The sequence below is a fragment of the Corynebacterium sp. 11A genome (assembly GCF_008930935.1).
In the GTDB taxonomy this organism is placed as follows: domain Bacteria; phylum Actinomycetota; class Actinomycetes; order Mycobacteriales; family Mycobacteriaceae; genus Corynebacterium; species Corynebacterium megadyptis.
The window spans coordinates 292,469-309,082 of record NZ_PQMR01000001.1 but is presented as its reverse complement, the minus strand read 5'-3'; the positions used below and the strand labels follow the sequence as shown (position 1 = coordinate 309,082).

At 63.5% G+C, this 16,614-nt stretch carries 16 protein-coding genes; 2 read left to right on the top strand and 14 right to left on the bottom strand.

Annotated elements, in window-relative coordinates; genetic code table 11:
- The 9 genes from GBB18_RS01285 to rimP form a co-directional block, all read right to left on the bottom strand.
- Positions 1 to 660 (bottom strand): 4'-phosphopantetheinyl transferase, encoded by a 660-nt coding sequence (locus GBB18_RS01285; RefSeq protein WP_151548766.1) that lies wholly within the window; start codon positions 658 to 660, stop codon positions 1 to 3.
- Positions 650 to 1,456: a metallophosphoesterase gene (locus GBB18_RS01280; protein WP_151640492.1), complete on the bottom strand. Its 807-nt coding sequence runs from the start codon at positions 1,454 to 1,456 to the stop codon at positions 650 to 652. The genes GBB18_RS01285 and GBB18_RS01280 overlap by 11 nt, the downstream gene beginning before the upstream one ends.
- Before the next feature lie 64 nt (positions 1,457 to 1,520).
- A complete protein-coding gene (locus GBB18_RS01275) occupies positions 1,521 to 2,801 on the bottom strand; it encodes an MATE family efflux transporter (protein ID WP_225990221.1) in 1,281 nt (426 codons plus the stop codon).
- A gap of 110 nt (positions 2,802 to 2,911) precedes the next feature.
- Positions 2,912 to 3,982, bottom strand: coding sequence for a bifunctional oligoribonuclease/PAP phosphatase NrnA (locus GBB18_RS01270; RefSeq protein WP_151640490.1), 1,071 nt, complete (start codon positions 3,980 to 3,982; stop codon positions 2,912 to 2,914).
- Positions 3,983 to 3,985: 3 nt separating this feature from the next.
- Entirely contained in the window at positions 3,986 to 4,420 is a 435-nt protein-coding gene (rbfA, locus tag GBB18_RS01265) for a 30S ribosome-binding factor RbfA (protein WP_151640489.1), read from the bottom strand.
- A 195-nt stretch (positions 4,421 to 4,615) separates the two neighbouring features.
- Positions 4,616 to 7,540, bottom strand: a complete 2,925-nt coding sequence (infB, locus tag GBB18_RS01260; protein WP_151640488.1) for a translation initiation factor IF-2 — start codon at positions 7,538 to 7,540, stop codon at positions 4,616 to 4,618.
- Positions 7,541 to 7,678: 138 nt separating this feature from the next.
- Positions 7,679 to 7,990 carry a YlxR family protein gene (locus GBB18_RS01255; protein WP_370513255.1) on the bottom strand — a complete coding sequence of 104 codons (312 nt, stop codon included), beginning with the start codon at positions 7,988 to 7,990 and terminating at the stop codon, positions 7,679 to 7,681.
- A gap of 360 nt (positions 7,991 to 8,350) precedes the next feature.
- On the bottom strand, positions 8,351 to 9,343 hold the full coding sequence (gene nusA, locus GBB18_RS01250) for a transcription termination factor NusA (RefSeq protein ID WP_151528556.1): 993 nt from the start codon (positions 9,341 to 9,343) through the stop codon (positions 8,351 to 8,353).
- A complete protein-coding gene (gene rimP / locus GBB18_RS01245) occupies positions 9,340 to 9,951 on the bottom strand; it encodes a ribosome maturation factor RimP (RefSeq protein ID WP_151640486.1) in 612 nt (203 codons plus the stop codon). The genes nusA and rimP overlap by 4 nt, the downstream gene beginning before the upstream one ends.
- Before the next feature lie 40 nt (positions 9,952 to 9,991).
- Here rimP and GBB18_RS01240 point away from each other — a divergent pair, with 40 nt between their 5' ends.
- A complete protein-coding gene (locus tag GBB18_RS01240; protein ID WP_192795864.1) occupies positions 9,992 to 10,882 on the top strand; it encodes a hypothetical protein in 891 nt (296 codons plus the stop codon).
- 123 nt (positions 10,883 to 11,005) lie between these two features.
- On the opposite strand, the gene GBB18_RS01235 is transcribed toward GBB18_RS01240, so the two are convergent.
- From GBB18_RS01235 to GBB18_RS01220, 4 genes are all read right to left on the bottom strand, one after another.
- Positions 11,006 to 11,185, bottom strand: a complete 180-nt coding sequence (locus GBB18_RS01235; RefSeq protein ID WP_151528553.1) for an antitoxin — start codon at positions 11,183 to 11,185, stop codon at positions 11,006 to 11,008.
- Positions 11,186 to 11,372: 187 nt separating this feature from the next.
- Entirely contained in the window at positions 11,373 to 12,071 is a 699-nt protein-coding gene (locus GBB18_RS01230; protein WP_151640484.1) for an LPXTG cell wall anchor domain-containing protein, read from the bottom strand.
- A 205-nt stretch (positions 12,072 to 12,276) separates the two neighbouring features.
- A complete protein-coding gene (gene nagB, locus GBB18_RS01225; RefSeq protein WP_151640483.1) occupies positions 12,277 to 13,053 on the bottom strand; it encodes a glucosamine-6-phosphate deaminase in 777 nt (258 codons plus the stop codon).
- Between the two features lie 272 nt (positions 13,054 to 13,325).
- A complete protein-coding gene (locus GBB18_RS01220) occupies positions 13,326 to 15,092 on the bottom strand; it encodes a proline--tRNA ligase (RefSeq protein WP_151640482.1) in 1,767 nt (588 codons plus the stop codon).
- Between the two features lie 32 nt (positions 15,093 to 15,124).
- Here GBB18_RS01220 and yaaA point away from each other — a divergent pair, with 32 nt between their 5' ends.
- Positions 15,125 to 15,859, top strand: a complete 735-nt coding sequence (yaaA, locus tag GBB18_RS01215; RefSeq protein WP_151640481.1) for a peroxide stress protein YaaA — start codon at positions 15,125 to 15,127, stop codon at positions 15,857 to 15,859.
- Here the strand turns inward: yaaA and cobA are convergent.
- Positions 15,837 to 16,589, bottom strand: a complete 753-nt coding sequence (gene cobA / locus GBB18_RS01210; RefSeq protein WP_151640480.1) for a uroporphyrinogen-III C-methyltransferase — start codon at positions 16,587 to 16,589, stop codon at positions 15,837 to 15,839. The two genes, yaaA and cobA, sit on opposite strands and share 23 nt — an antisense overlap.
- Positions 16,590 to 16,614 lie beyond the last annotated feature (25 nt).

Below are 16,614 nucleotides of genomic sequence, written 5' to 3'. Positions count from 1 at the left end.
CTAGACCACGGCGATGGCGGCGATAATAAAGCCCTCGCGGATCTCCCAGCGGCCCGTCATGAAGGGCACCGGCGTGGGGCGGGCCAGGAGATAGGAGATGAAGGTGCCATCGCTGCGCACATCGATCTCAGCTTGATCGAAGTCGAGCCAGCGATGCGTCAGCGGAAACCACGCCTTATACGTGGCCTCCTTGGCGCAAAAGAGCAGGCGGTCGGCACAGGGAATGCCTTGGGATTCCAGCTCATCGAGTTGGGGTAGCTCACTGGGGCGGGCGATGGAGCTGAGTACTCCCCGCGGCAAAGACGCTGCGGGTTCGGCATCAAGGCCCATGGACTTCACCACCAGCCGCGGCGCCACCACCGCAGCGCGCAGCCCATCGGTATGCGTCATAGATCCAGAGACCGCCGCCGGCCACAAAGGCACGCCGCGCTCGCCGCGCAGGATCGGCGCCCCAGAGTCGCGCCCGAGCTTCTTCAGCGCTTGGTGGGCGCACCAGCGCGCATCACCGAACTCCGCCTTCCGTACCGTCACGGCGTGCGCCACCAAGGCCTGCTCGAGGGGGTGGAGCTCGTGGTATCGGCTCAGATCGGCGCTGCTGCGATCCACCTGCATGGAACAAAATTGGGCGGCCGCGGGGAAGAGATCGGGGCTACATTGCATCCGCGTGCACCTCCAGCACCGGATAGGGCCACGGCGCGCTGGCGGGACGGTTTTTCCACTCGCGCGGATATCCCAGCGAGGTTTCGATATGGGGGATGCCGTCGACCACCGTTTCCCCAGGCAGGTGCAGGTGACCGTAGATCACCTTCTCCGCGCGATAACGCACCGGCCAGGTGCGAGTATGGATCGTGCCGCACCACAGTGAGATCTCCGGCCAGGCCACCTGGTTGAGCGGTTCGATCACCAGCGGCCAGTGATTGATCAAGATGGTGGGGCCGGTGACGCGGCTGAGTCTTTTAACCGAGTAGGCCAATCGGTCCCAGCACCACGCGCGGATATCCACGAAGGGGGCAATGGCGAACTCATCGGTGAGCATCACCTGATTGTCTCGAGCGCGCTGCACCGCCTCCTCGGCGGTGAGCCCCGGCTGGCGGAAGGTGTAATCGTAGAGCGTAAAAAGCGGCGCGATGGTGCGACCGGCGAAGACGGGATAGGGATCCTCGGGGGTGAAAATATCGCGGGCGCGGCAGCCGGCCACCAGCTCGGCGTATTTCTCGCGGCCCACCACAGCATCGGTCGAGCGGCAAAACAGCTCGTGATTACCTGGCGCCCAGATCACCTCTTCAAAGCGCTCCTTGAGCTGCTCAAGGACAGCCAGAATATCGGGGGTGCGTTCGGCCACATCCCCGCCGACGATGAGCCAGTCGCTGGGACTCGTGGGCTGGATGCGCGCGATCATCTCCGCATTGGCTTTGACCGCGGCGTGCAGATCCGAGACAGCCCACAGGGTGGTCATTGCCGCACCATCGCCTTTCTCCGCACCGGATCGCTACTCACTCGGGGTCGCTTGTATCCCCACACTATACGGCGTAATTGGCCCACTTCATGGACGTGAAACGCCAGAGCACAGCGACCATGCGGATGAAGATGAAGGCCAAGAGCCCGCACCACACGCCGGTGAGTCCGGCCTCGAAAAACAGCGAGAGCCACACGCCCGGCAAAAAGCCCAGCACCACAGAGGCGATGGTGGCATTGCGCAAATACACCGCATCGGCGGCACCCAGCAGCACCCCGTCGAGCGCGAAGACCACACCGCCGCCGATAATCATGAGGATTAGAATCCACCACGGCCACTCCATGGCGGCAAGCACGCTAGCGTCCTGGGTGAATAGCCGCGGAATGAAGCGGAATCCGAGCGCAAAGAGCCCCGCCAGTACTGCGGCCACTCCGGTGGAGTACAGCACCACCAACCGCCCCACTCCCCTAGCCCGGTAGACCGAGCCCATGCCGAGGGCGGCGCCGGTCAGGGTTTGGGCGGCGATCGCCAGCGAGTCGAGCACCAAGGTGAGGAAGTTCCACAGCTGCATCATCACCTGGTGCGCAGCGAGGGAGGCCTCGCCGAAGCGGGCGGCGACCCCGGCGGCGGAGAGAAACGCCACCTGGAAGGACAAGGAGCGAATAATGAGATCTCGCCCCAGCACCAGCTGGTGCCGGATTACCTGCGGGCACAGCGCCCAAGAGCCCTCGTGGGAGCGAACCAGGGCGAGCAGGAAGCAGGCGGAGGTGAGCGCCAAACCGGTGAGATTGGCCCACGCCGAGCCCACGAAGCCATAGGCGTGGACCAATATCGGCACGAGAATCGCGGCGGGGATCACGCCGGTGAGGGTGAACCAGAGCGGCGCGGTGGTGTTCTGGATGCCGCGCAGCCACCCATTGCCGGCCATGGTGATTAATAGCAGCGGGATACCGAAGCTAGCGATGCGTAGCCAGAGCGTGGCCTCGGCGGCCACCGAGTCGCTGCTCGAGAGCCAGAGCGTAAACCAGGGAGAGCCGAAGAACATGATGGCGGCCAGCGCCGAGCCGACCAGCAGCGCCACCCAGGTGGCCTGCACCCCTTCAGCGACCGCTTCTTTCTTTTTTCCCGCCCCATAGAGCCGGGCGGCGCGGGCGGTGGTGCCATAAGAGAGGAAGGTCAGCTGGGTGGTGACCACGGAAAAGAGCGTGGTGGCGGCGCCGAGCGCGGCCAATTCGGTTTTACCCAGCCGGCCCACGACCGCGGTATCGAGCAGCAAGTACAGCGGTGTCGCGGCGAGCACGCCCAGGGCGGGCAGCGCCAGCGCCAACACTGTACGGATACTCACCTTGCCTGCGGCGGCGAGGCGTTCATGCTCCTCGGCGTCAGCCGGGGCATCCTCCCCTGCCGCGGCGCGGGTGGAGTCGGTGCATTCGGGGGAATCGGTGGAGTCCAGGCTCACTGCAGTAGATAATCCTTCATCAGCGTCCAACAATCGTCTTCGGTGCCGGTCATGCTCAGCCCAGCGGCGTGGATGTGGCCTCCGCCGCCGTGACGGTGCGCCAGCGCAGCCACATCAATCTGCTCCGAGCGCAGAGAGAGGTTCCATCTGCCGGGCTGTTGTTCTTTGGCCACCACACACACCGCAGCATCCTCGAGGGCGTGCAGCAGCGTCACAGCGCGTTCCGCCACGAAGGGCGGAACCGTACTCAGCTGCGCATAGGGTGCGATGAGAATGGCGGTCCGACCCAGCGGAGTGTCCACGGCCTCAACCCCCGCCAGCAGCCTGCCGAGCATCTGGGTTTCTGCCACGGTGGAGCGATCCATGAGATCCGCGGTGATCGTTCCCGTATCGATCCCACTTTCGGCCAGCGCGGCGGCGAGCAGCAGCCGCGAGGTGGCATCCTCGTTGCCACCCCACGCGAAACCCCCAGTATCGGTGACCAGCCCCGCATAGAGGGCATGGGCCAGCGACTCGTTGAGTTCCACACCCGCTCGCTGGGCGAGAAGCCAGATCACGGCGGTGGTGGAATCGGCTCGGGGAGCAATAAGGTTCACGCCCTGCACCCCAGGGTTATGCTCGTGGTGATCTATCATGACCCGCGCCCAGTCGCCGGCAGCGATCTGCTCGGCATAGCGGCCGGCACGGTGCAGATCGCCGCAATCGACGACCACCACGCAGTCCGAATCCGCGGCGATAGGCCCCTCCCAAGAGATATCCGCGCACCGCGGAATGCTGCTGAGGTTGCGCGCTACCCCGCCGGGGTGGTCAATATAGCCGCGCGCCCGCGCCCCTAAAGCCTCGGCCAGCTGCATGAGTGCAGACACCGAACCAACGGCATCGGCATCCGGGCGCACATGCCCCACCACGGCCACGGATCGAGCAGAGCGCAGTGCAGCGATCGCTGCATCCAGGTCCTGGACGCGGAAGTCACTATCGCGCACGCCCAACCGGGCTGGGCTGAGCATCGCGGCAGCAGATGTGGTGGCGGGAGGTGGCGTCGATAAGCGCGGGCGCGGGGAGGACACCTTTTACTCCTCGGTCTCGCGGTAGGGGTTCTCGCCACCAGCATAGTTTTTGCCCTCGGAGAGCTTGTGCAGCTCCTCGTCGCGCTGGCGGGCCTTGGCCAATAGCGCCTCCAGGTGGGCGCTCGCCTCAGGTACCGTGTCGAGCTCGAAGGACAGACGCGGGGTAAAACGCACGCTCAGGGCATCGCCGACGTATTTGCGCAGCTGGCCGCGGGCGCTCTCGAGGGCGGCGGCAGCCTCCTCGTGATCCGGATCGGTGTCGATGGTGGCGCCACGGACCGTGTAAAACACCGTGGCGTCATGCAGATCGCCGGTCATGCGGCAATCGGTGATGGTGACATACTGCAGCCGCGGATCCTTGATGCGGAATTCAATCGAGTCAGCAACAATCGTGAGAATTCGCTTCGCCATCCGGCCGGCGCGTTGCTTATCAGCCATGGTGATTACTCCCTTTCTTCGTTGTGTGTGTTTCCCGCTCCGCCTTGCGATGCGGCGGTGGCGGGAGACCCCGTTATTCTATCGTGCCGCCTGGACACCGTGACGACGAGCGGCGGCACGCCAACAGCCCTGCCTCCAAAGAAAGCGACAGGGCTGTGTACGGCGCATACTCACCGGTGGCGAGTAAGCGGGATCTTAGGTGCGGGGCACCTCGACCTCTTCGAATACCTCGATGATGTCATCGACCTGGATGTCCGGGTAGGACAGCACCATACCGCACTCGTAGCCGGCGGCGACCTCGGTGACATCGTCCTTCTCGCGGCGCAGCGACTCGATGGTGGCCTTGTCGGTCACCACGTTGCCGTCGCGGATCAGGCGCACCTTGGCGTTGCGACGCACCTTGCCAGATTCCACCATGCAGCCTGCGATGAGGCCCACGGAGGATGCCTTGAACAGCTGGCGGATCTCCGCACGACCGACCTCGCGCTCCTCGTAGATCGGCTTGAGCATGCCGCGTAGAGCTGCCTCCACCTCTTCCAGAGCACGGTAGATGACGGTGTAGTAGCGGATGTCCACGCCTTCGGCGTTGGCTTCCTCGGTGGCTTTGCCTTCGGAACGCACGTTGAAGGCGATGATCACGGCGTTGGACGCGGCAGCCAGCGACACGTTGGTCTGGGTGACAGCACCCACACCGCGGTCGATGATCTCCAGCTGGACTTCGTCGTCCACCTCGATCTTCAGCAGGGCGTCTTCCAGAGCCTCCACCGAACCGGCGTTGTCGCCCTTCAGGATCAGGTTGAGGGTGTTGGTTTCCTTCAGCACCGCATCCAGATCCTCGAGGGAGATGCGCTTCTTCGCACGGGCCTGCATGGCATTACGACGACGGGCGTTACGGCGGTCAGCGATTTGACGTGCCATGCGGTCATCATCGACCACCAGCAGGTTATCGCCGGCACCGGGCACAGAGTTCAAACCCTGCACCTGCACGGGGCGAGACGGACCGGCCTCTTCCACGTCGTTGCCGTACTCGTCCACCATGCGGCGCACACGACCATAGGCGTCGCCAGCCACGATGGAATCGCCCACGCGGAGGGTACCGCGCTGCACGATCACGGTAGCCACCGGGCCGCGGCCGCGGTCCAGGTGCGCCTCGATGGCCACACCCTGGGCATCCATATTCGGGTTCGCGGTGAGCTCCAGGGAGGCGTCTGCGGTGAGCAGCACGGCCTCGAGCAGTCCATCAATATTGGTGGCCTGCTTCGCGGAGATGTCCACGAACATGGTCTCTCCGCCGTAGTCTTCCGGAACCAAACCGTATTCGGTGAGCTGGCCGCGGATCTTCTCCGGGTTTGCGCCCGGCTTATCGATCTTGTTCACGGCAACCACGATCGGCACATCAGCAGCCTTGGCGTGGTTGATGGCCTCCACGGTCTGGGGCATCACGCCGTCATCCGCAGCAACCACCAGAATGGCGATATCGGTGGAGCTAGCACCACGAGCACGCATGGCGGTGAACGCCTCGTGACCCGGGGTATCCAGCAAGGTCACCGTGCGATCCTGGCCCTCGGCCTCAACATCGACCTGGTAGGCGCCGATGCCCTGGGTGATGCCACCGGCCTCACGACGGGCTTCATTGGACTGACGGATCGTGTCCAACAGGCGGGTCTTACCGTGGTCGACGTGACCCATGACGGTGACCACCGGTGGGCGCTTCTCCAGCAGGGAATCATCGCCCTCGTCCTCACCGAACTGCAAGTCGAAGGACTCGAGAAGCTCACGGTCCTCATCTTCCGGGGAGACGACCTCAACCTTGTAGTTGATCTCCTCACCCAGCAGCTGCAGAGTCTCATCGGAGACAGAGGCCGTAGCGGTCACGATCTCGCCCAGGTTGAACAATGCCTGCACCAGCGAGGACGCATCGGCACCGATCTTCTCGGCGAAGTCGGACAGCGAGGCGCCGCGGGCCAGACGCAGGGTCTTGCCGCCGCCATCGGGCAACCGCACGCCACCAACGACGTTCGGTGCCTTCATTGCCTCGTACTCATTGCGCTTCTGCCGCTTCGACTTGCGGCCCTTGCGCGGTGCGCCACCGGGACGACCGAACGCGCCTGCGGTACCGCCGCGACGGCCACCGCGTCCGCGGAAACCACCGGGACCACCGGGACCACCATGGCCGCCACGGCCACGGCCGCCACCGCGGTTACCCGCAGCGGAACGCGAAGGCATCTGACCGGGGCTCGGGTGGTTCGGCATCATCGCCGGGGTGGGGCGGCGACCGCCACCCTGACGCTCCTGACCGCCCTGCTGCTGGCCGCGGGGCTTTCCACGACCCGGCTTGGCTCCCGGCTTTGCACCGGGCTTGCCGCCACCCTGGCCCTGACCCTGCTGGCCCTGGCCACCACGGTGTCCACCCGGGCGCGGAGCCGGGGCGTTCGTGCCCGTGGAGAATGGATTATTGGCTACGCGCGGCGCACGGCCACCCGGCTTCGGGCCGGGCTTGGGGCGCGGACGCGGCTTCGGCATAGCGGAGTCGGCAGCAGGCTTTTGCTGCGCAGCTGCGTCCTCGCCGCCCTTGGTGTCGTTCTGTGCGCCCTGCGCAGCCTGGAAGCTAGGCTTGGGAGCGCCGCTGGCAGCCGGCTTCTCCGCCGCAGCAGGCTTCTCCTCGCCGGGGGTCGACGCAGGCTTCGCAGCCGGCTTTGCACCGGGCTTGGCGGCAGGCTTTGCACCGGGCTTCTTGGCGCTTGTCGACGCCGCCGCGGCCGGCTTCGGTGCCTTCTCGGCAGCCGTGTCAGCGGGCTTGTCCGCGGCCTTCTGGTTAGCGCCTGGCTTGGCAGCCGGCTTTGCACCTGGCTTGGCGGCAGGCTTTGCACCGGGCTTCGCGGCGCTTGTCGACGCCGCCGCGGCCGGCTTCGCGGCCTTCTCGGCGGGCTTGTCGGCCTCGGCGCCGGAGTCGGCGTTCTGCGCTGCGTAGTGCGCGCGCATCTTCTTGATCACCGGCGGCTCGATTGTCGACGATGCGGTCTTTACAAATTCGCCCTGCTCTTTGAGCGTGGCGAGTAGGTCTTTGCTCTTGATACCGAGCTCTTTCGCGAGCTCATGTACTCGTAGCTTTCCTGGCACTTCTCTCCTCGTGGTTTGTGCAGAGGCGAGCGGCCGGGAAAGTGTTCTTCACTAGGGGGTGAAGTGTGTCTTTCTTAGGGCCTGCTGCCTCTACGGTTGTGTGTGGACGTTCATCGCTGATGCTTCATCGTGTGCTCATCAGTGTTCGAATCTTCCTTCTGTGTCATCCCGCTGCTCACATTGGCTTTGTGGGGATCCTTTCGGTTCCCCGAGCGATGCAATGTAGGTGCGAACGGGTTGTGTATCCACCGAGGCGGATACCCGTAGGGCGCGCGCAAAGCTGCGCCGCTTGCAGGCGAGCTCATAATGAGCCAATGAGGGTTGAATCCACGCCCCTCTCCCCGGCAAGACAGCCGCGGGATCGGCAATGATGCGGGAGGCATCGGCGGGATCAACAACCACGCGCAGTAACTCAGACGCGGGAAACAGGCGACGGCTAGCAATGCACATCCGCTGTGGGGTGTGTGCTGCGTTCGACTGCGTCATCCGGCCCTTTCTTGTGACTGCTGCGATGGTTAGCTCCTCTGAGCTCTGCTTCTCACGTTCCGTGCGGCGATCCGGTTTTTGGGCACAAAAACCCACCGGCTGTCACCACACGTTTGTGAGCCGAGAACAAGTGTACGCGAAAGCAGCCGAAATGTTTAACAGAACCTTAAAGCGGCCCCATGTTCAGCTGTGGCTGTTTCACATATACCGCTGGATTGTGGGGCTCGCAGTGGGTTGGCGCTGCTGCTCTGCCGCCGCCGAGCCAGCCGTCTTCATCGCAGGCTCAGTCGGCGAACACGGCGCGCCGCTCTAGGCCTTCGCCCGCTATTCGGCGTCCGAGTGGATATCAATCTTCCACCCGGTCAGGCGCGCGGCGAGGCGAGCGTTTTGGCCTTCGCGACCGATAGCCAAGGAGAGCTGATAATCCGGCACCACGACGCGGGCGATCTGGTTTTCCAGATCGGTGATCTCCACGGAGACCACCTTGGACGGGGCCAGCGCATTGCCCACGTAGTGCTGGGGATCCTCCGAGTAATCGATGATGTCGATCTTTTCCCCGCCCAGTGCCTTCATGATGTTGTTCACGCGCTGGCCGCGCGGACCGATGCAGGCGCCCTTGGCGTTGAGTCCCTTAACGGTGCCACGCACCGCCACCTTGGAGCGGTGGCCTGCCTCGCGGGCGATGCTGACGATCTCCACGGCGCCGTCCTCGACCTCAGGGATCTCCAGCTCGAAGAGCTTACGCACCAGTTCAGGGTGGGTGCGCGAGAGGTTGATCTGCACGGCACGCGGCCCCTTGGACACGCCCACCACAAAGCTCTTGACTCGATCGCCGTGCTTGAGGTTTTCACCTGGGATTTGCTCGGCGGGGATGAGGATACCGTCGTGGCCATCGGCCTCGGTGCCCAGCTGTACCACCACGATGCCCTTTTCATTGGCGCGCGCATCGGCCTGCACCACACCGGAGATGACGGTGCCCTCGAAGCGGGTGTACTCGTCAAAGACGCGGTTGGCCTCTGCCTCGCGCAGCCGCGCCACAATGGCATTGCGTACGGCTAGGGCGGCGGTGCGGTTGAAGTTCGCAGGGGTGTCATCGCGTTCGGACAGGACGGTGCCGTCCTCGTCACGTTCAGTGAGGATCACTGCTACCTTGCCGCTTGCAGTATCGATGTCCACCCGAGCCTGTGTGGACTCGTCCATGGGATAGTTCTGCCGGTAGGTCTCGAGCAGAGCGTCGGCAATCGTCGACAGCAATTCCGAAACCGCAATTCCCTTGTCCTTTTCGATGGCGCTGAGCGCCTGGACATCAATGTTCACTTGTGATCCTCTCGCCACTGCAGGGCATCTTCATACGACATATCGGCAAGTTCCGCCTCGGCACCAGGAGCCTTGGCGAACTCAATTTCTACCACCGCGCGATCAATATCGCCCAATCCTAGCGCGTGCACCTCGAGCTCACCTGCTTTCTTGCCGGCCTTTTTCGCCTGCTTCGCGGATAGCTTGGAGATCACGATCACCGAGTCCTGCTCTGCCGACAACGCGCCCACGCGTCCCCGCAGCTGCACATCGCCCTGGGTGATGCTGATGAGTCGCCCGCGGTTGCGGTGCCAGTGGCGCGGAGTCGTCAAGGGCCGATCCACTCCTGGAGTGGACACCTCGAGGGTGTATTCTTGGGCACCGAAGGACATCTCCCCTGCCTCCTCGGCCGCGTCAAAGGCCGCAGAGAACTCGCCAGCGGCGACCTCTACCGCCTCGAGGCTGGGCACCTCGGCCTCCATGCCGGCGCTGTCGGCGGCGTCCACGATGATCGCGATCACGGACTTGACGCCAGCGCGGTTAATCTTGATCTCCTCCACAGCCATCCCGTGGGCGTGGGCTACTGGAGAAATAAGTGAGTGAAGTGCATCTTTAGAGGGAAAAGCCATGCTCGCAAGCATACAGGTATGCTTCTTAGCCATGAATCGTATGAGCCGCAGGCAGTTTCTTCTCGCTACCTCAGCCCTGTGGGCTGGGGCAACACTGGCCTCGTGCGCTCCTTATCGCTCTGTTGATCAGGGCCTTAAGGAGCTAGCTATCGGGGCGGAGGCTGATGCGGAGGCACAACCGCCGATCGCCGAGATGCGCCATACTCACGCCAGCATGCTCGTGGAGGAAAATAACCGCCGCTGCGGCATCGACGAGCAGGGATCCTCGCCCGAGCGCTGCTCTGTGGAGGCGCTGGATGCGGATGTGATTGCGGAGCGTGCCGCCACGGTCTCTGCCGAGCTGTCCACAGCCGTGGCTAATTCCGCCCGCGCCACGTTCGACGCGGTGTCCACGATCGAATCCGACTCGTGGATGGTCCTCGCCAGCATTTACGCCGATCTAAGCACTCGGCTCTACGAGGAGGATCCGGACAAAGCGAAGGATATGCTGCGGCTCGACGTCATCGCGGCCGAGGATGTGGCGTTGAGTAAACAAGAAAAGTCGGCCCTGCTGGAGATGATCGCCTTCCACGAGGCCGCGATCTATGGCCTCGGCACGGCGGAGGCGTTTGCCGATAGTCAGCAACACGCCCAGCTTTTTGCGGACTTGGGTACCGATCACCGCATGATTGCGGTGGCGCTCACCCAGATCGCGGCCGCCAATGGTCTCCAGCCCGAAACGGCCCCGACGAGTTATCAGATGGAGGGCTATGAGCAGATGAGCGATGCCGCCAGCGCCGATATTTTTGTGCGCCAGCTCTGCGATAATGCCCGCGGGATGTGGGATCATTTCCTTCTCGAGGCCTCGCATTCCACTGCCGCGCAGTGCGCCGCGCAGGCCATTGCCCAGGTGTCCGTGCAGTCCCATCGGGCGGCCGCGATCGGGATCTAGGCCAAGGCTTATCGACGCCTCCCCCACCCCTGATCCCCGCGGTTGCCCGCACAACTGTGGGCAGATACACGACAGCCACCATCCTGCATCACTGCGGGATGGTGGCTGTCGTGCGCTAAGGGTTTAGTTCTCACCCTCGGTGGAGCCCTCGAACTTCTTGTCGATGGCGTCGCGGGCCTTGTCTACCTTGTCGGAGTGCTCGTTGCCGAGCTTATCCTTGGCCACCTGCTCGCCCTTGTCGAGAACGTCCTTGCGCTTGTCGTCGTCGCTCAGGAATTCCTTTGCCTTATCCATGATTCCCATGAAGTTTCACACCTTTCGATTGTTGTGATTCGTATTTACTCGCACAATGCTAACGAATTTGGGGTGCGGGCGCGTAACTAGCCCCCGCGCCCAGTCGTGCCATGAGAACCTCACGCGGCCACGCCGCTCCACTGCTGAGAGCGCGAGGCGGCGTGGCCGGTGGTGAAACGAGTTGGCGGAATAACTCTTAGGAGGCGCGGCGGCGCAGTGCTACCAGGCCGGCGCCGGCAGCGGCGATGACGAGGCCGCCGAGCGTCACCATGCCGACATTGGCACCGGTGTTGGCCAAGGCTGGGCCAGAGTGGGACTCATGGTTGTGATGACCGTGCTGATCCTTGTGGTTGTGCTCGTTCATCGGAGCCGGAGTGGTCGAGGACTCGTGCATGTGCGAGTGATCATCGTGCATCTCCCCCTTGCCGTCTTTATCGGCCGCATCGCCGTGATCGTGGCCATCGGCATCGGCGTGGTCAGCGTGATCGACATCGTCGTGGCCCTCAGCGTCAACGTGATCGCCGTGGTCCTCGCCATCGGCATCGTCGTTAGCGTCAGTGCTGTCAGAGTCGGTGTCAGTGCTGTCAGAGTCGGTGTCAGTGCTGTCAGAGTCGGTGTCAGTGCTGTCAGAGTCGGTGTCAGTGCTGCTGTCGTTGTCGCCTTCCTCAGCAGCGCTGCCGTTAGCATCTCCGTCGTACTCGCCGCCGGTGGCAGGCTGGTTAGTGCTATCGGAGGAGGACGAGGAGGACTCGCTAGAGGTCGACTGGTCAGCGTCGCCTTCTTCGGCGGCGGCGATACCGCCGGAGAGCATCAGGCCCGAGGCAGCGAAGGCTGCCATGCCGACACGCAGGCTACGGCCGACGGTGGTGCTGCGAGAGAGGGAATTCAGAGACATAAATAGCGTCTTTCTTATCAACGTAGCTGGCTGTCTCGGGAGGTAGATCGAGTGCACGCTACGGGGTTGGGTGGAGACAATGGGTTCAGCAGCGTGAGCGGTACCGATACAGCACCGCTCCAGTGCAGAAACTCCTAGTGTGCAATGTTAGTTTCGCTGCCAAACCTACACAAGAGCATTGGCCCCAAACAGGGGCCGATATGTACTAGTTGGTGCGGGCGCGACGCTGCTTCTCGGCCGCGATATAAAACTCGCGATCGCCGAGCTGTGCCGCGGCCTCGCTATCGACGATGACGGTGCAATTCGGGTGGAACTGCAAAATGCTGGCTGGGCAGTGCGCCGTCACGGGCCCCTCCACCATCGCGGCCACTGCCTCTGCCTTGGAGGCGCCGGTCGCGAGCAGCACCGGATGCTGGGCAGCACGGATCGTGGCTAGGCCTTGGGTGATGGCCTCCACGGGGACCTCCTCTTCGGAGGAGAAGAAGCGGGCATTATCGCGCACCGTCTGCGGGTGCAGGATCACGCGGTGGGTCGGAGAGTCGAAGGCGGAGCCGGGCTCATTAAAGCCAATGTGCCCGTCCGAGCCGATGCCCAGCAGCTGCAATTGCACCTCGCCAGCACGCACTGCAGCCTCGTAGCGGGCGGCTTCCTCCGCGATGGACTCGGCTTGACCATTGGGGCTAAAGACGCGCGAATCATCGATGTCTACGTGCTCGGCGAATTCTCGCCGGATGGTGCGGTGGTAGCTATTTTCGTCAGAGCGATCGATACCGATGTATTCATCGAGCATGTAGACACTCACATCGGCAAAACTGATCTCGCCCGCCTGGTGGCGAGCAATGAGCTCCTTGTAGGTGGCAATAGGGGTCGAACCGGTGGCCAGCCCGATGGAAACCTTCCCCTTGCCCTGCACGGTGTCGGCAATCATGTCGGCAGCGATGGTGGCAACCTCAGCAGGGGACTCGGTGATAATTACGCGCATAGCGTCCCTTTCTTATCTACGCGCGCCGGCATCCCCAGTCTTCATCCGCAGTAGCAGTGACCACGAATAGGATGGCCGCGGCGCGCGGCCTCACTGTGTGCTGAGGATCTCCGCTCCCCTGCCCCGCTTGCGCCTGCGAGCGCCGCCCGCGACAGCGATATGAATAGATCAAGGGTGGCATGGGAAGAGATCCCATGCCACCCACATTACACACTCATCAGACGTCGTATTTACGCAGGAGGCTGTCTCATTTCCTCGCGGCCTTGTGCCCTCTAACGACGCCCCTGCGTGACCAGCTCGACGAGATGATCAACCACCTCGTCCACGGCGATATTCTCTGCCTCGCTACCGCGCGGCCGCACCTCGATGGTGCCCTCCTTGTAGCCACGACCCACCACGGCCATGAAGGGCATACCCAACAGCTCGGCATCCTTAAACTTCACGCCAGCGCCAATCTTGGGGCGGTCATCGAAGAGCACATCAATACCCCGCGCCGACAGCTCCTCGGCGAGTTTCTCCGCGGCCTCTGCCGCCTCGGCATCCTTGTTGGCGATCACCACATGCACCTCGTACGGGGCCACAGACACTGGCCATTTCAGGCCCTTCTCATCGTGTGTCTGCTCGGCGATCACAGCAAGTAGGCGGGACACGCCCACGCCATAGGAGCCCATCGTGGGCACCGCGCGCTTGCCATTCTCATCCAAAATCTGCACATCGAACGCCTCGGTGTATTTGCGGCCCAGCTGGAAGATGTGCCCGATCTCGATACCGCGCTCGAGGGTGAGCACGCCCATTCCCCCCGGCGCGGGGTCGCCCTCGCGCACCTCGGCTGCCTCCACGTAGGCATCCACCTCGAAATCACGCCCCACCGTCATGTTCACGCTGTGGTGGCCCGCGACATCGCCGCCGGTGATCCATGAGGTGCCGCGCACGACGCGCGGATCGGCGTACACGCTCAGTTCATGCTCATTGAGCGCGCGCGGGCCCACATAGCCCTTCACCAAAAACTGGTTGTGCGCAAAGTCCTTGTCCTCGGCGAGCTCCACTTCGGCAGGCTCGAAGCTGGCGGCCAGGCGACCCATGTCCACCTCGCGGTCGCCGGGCAGGACCACGCCCGCGAGGCGGGGTTTCTCGGCGCCGGGGTCAGTCACGCGCACCACGATGCACTTGAGGGTATCGCTGGCCTCCACCGCGCGGCCCTCAATAGTGACGCCCTGTGTATTCGCCCACTCCACGAGCGCGGCGATCGTGGTCGCGCCAGGAGTTTCGTGATCCTCGGCGGCGGGGGCTGCCGCGGGATCACGTTCCTCCCCGGCCGGGGTCACCACGGCCTCGACATTGGCGGCATAGTCGCCCTCGGTGGCGCAGACAAAGGTGTCCTCGCCGGTGGGGCTGATAGCAAGGAACTCCTCGGAGGCCGAGCCGCCCATCGCGCCGGAGGTCGCAGCACAAATCACATACTCCACACCCAGGCGGTCGAAAATGTTTTGATACGCCTGGCGGTGCAGCTGATAGGACTCCTCAAGCCCAGCATCATCCATGTTGAAGGAGTAGGAATCCTTCATAATGAACTCGCGCCCGCGCAGGATACCGGCGCGGGGACGCTCCTCATCGCGATACTTGGTCTGCACCTGATAAAGGATGACGGGGAAATCCTTATAGGAGCTGTACATGTCCTTAACCGCGAGGGTGAACATCTCCTCGTGGGTCGGCCCGAGCAGCATGTCCGCGCCCTTGCGGTCCTTCAAGCGGAAGACGTTATCGCCGTATTCGGTCCACCGGTTGGACTGCTCATAGGGCCCGCGGGGCAGCAGGCCGGGGAAGCGCAGCTCCTGAGCGCCGATGGCGTTCATCTCCTCGCGCACAACCTTTTCGATCTTGTCCAGCGCGCGCACTCCGAGCGGCAGCATGGAGTAGATGCCCGGCGCATTGCGTCGGAGGTATCCGGCGCGCACCAAAAGCTTGTGGCTGGGAACTTCAGCGTCGGCGGGATCATCGCGCAACGTGCGCAAAAAGAGCTGAGACAAGCGTGTAATCATGGTGCCCGATCTTACTAGCTACACTCAAGGGCGTGCTCATTGTGCTCCCACCCTCTGAAACCAAGTCCTTTGGCGGCGATGGCGCGCCGCTGTCGCTCGACTCCCTCGGCTTCCCCGAACTGACTCCCCTGCGCCGGCAGATTATCGATGATCTGCGCGCTCTTGACGCTGCGGAGGCACGCGAGGCGCTGAAGTTGAAAAACAACTTTGATGAGGAGTTCGCCGCTAATCAGCAGCTGTGGACCTCCCCCACCACCCCAGCGCTGAGTCGCTACACGGGGGTGCTTTTCGACGCCCTCTCCCCGGCCACTCTCCCCCACGACCGGTGGAGCCAACTGGCTGTGGGCTCAGCACTCTTCGGCGTCGTGCGGGGACAGGATCTCATCCCCCATTACCGGCTGTCTGCGGGCACGAAGGTGCCGCGTCAGGAGGATCCCGCCGCCGCTGCACCAACGATGAAAAAGCGCTGGGGTGCAGCCATCACCGAGGCTCTGTCCGGCGTGGAGGGATTGGTGCTGGACTTCCGCTCGGGGGCGTATCAGAATCTTGGTCCGCTCTCCTCTGCGGCTACCGTGCGCGTGGAAACCACCGCGGGCAAGGTTGTGAGCCACTTCAATAAGCATTACAAGGGCGAACTGGCCCGCGTGCTCTGCCTGCACGATGCGGAGCCGGAGACCCTCGATGAGGTAATCGAGATCGCCCAGGGCGCTGGTCTTTCTATTAGCCTCAGCAGCCCGACGCAGCTCACGCTCGTGGTGGATCGCTAGGCGTTCGGCAGGTGAGCCCTGCCACCTCACCGATCACCAGCACTGCGGGCGGAGCAATGCCGTCCTCGCGGATAGAGGCGCCCAGCGTCGCGAGCGTGCAGCGCAGCACTTTTTGCTCAGCGGTCGTGCCTTCTTGAATTACGGCTGCGGGGGTCTCGGGGCTGCGGCCATCGGCCATCAATCGCTCCGCGATGACCCCGGAATTTTTCACGCCCATAATCACCACGAGGGTGCCGCCGGTGTGCGCCAGTGCTGTCCAATCGTTGAGCGAGTTGGGGTTATCGGGGGCGAGATGCCCCGAGATCACGGTGAAGGAATGCACCATCCCGCGCTGCGTCACGGGGATATCGGCGGCGGCCGGAACAGCGATGGCGCTGGTTACGCCCGGCACAACGGTGCACGCGATACCAGCTTCGGCACAGGCCTGTGCCTCTTCGAAACCGCGGCCAAACACATAAGGGTCGCCGCCTTTGAGCCGCGCCACCTTCTTCCCGGCACGGGCGTGGGTCACCAGCAGCTCATTGGTTTTTGCTTGGGCTACTTGCCGGCCATAGGGCAGCTTCGAGACGTCGATGATCTCTTTGGTCGAGACATCGCAGAGTTTGTCCAATTCGGCGCTTGGACCGAGGTGATCGGTGAGGATCACATCGGCCTCTTGCAGGGCATGCATGCCGCGCACCGTAATCAGATCCCACGCTCCGGGTCCGCCACCAATAAGAGTCACTGTCATGAATTGTGAGTGTAGTGGCCTTGGT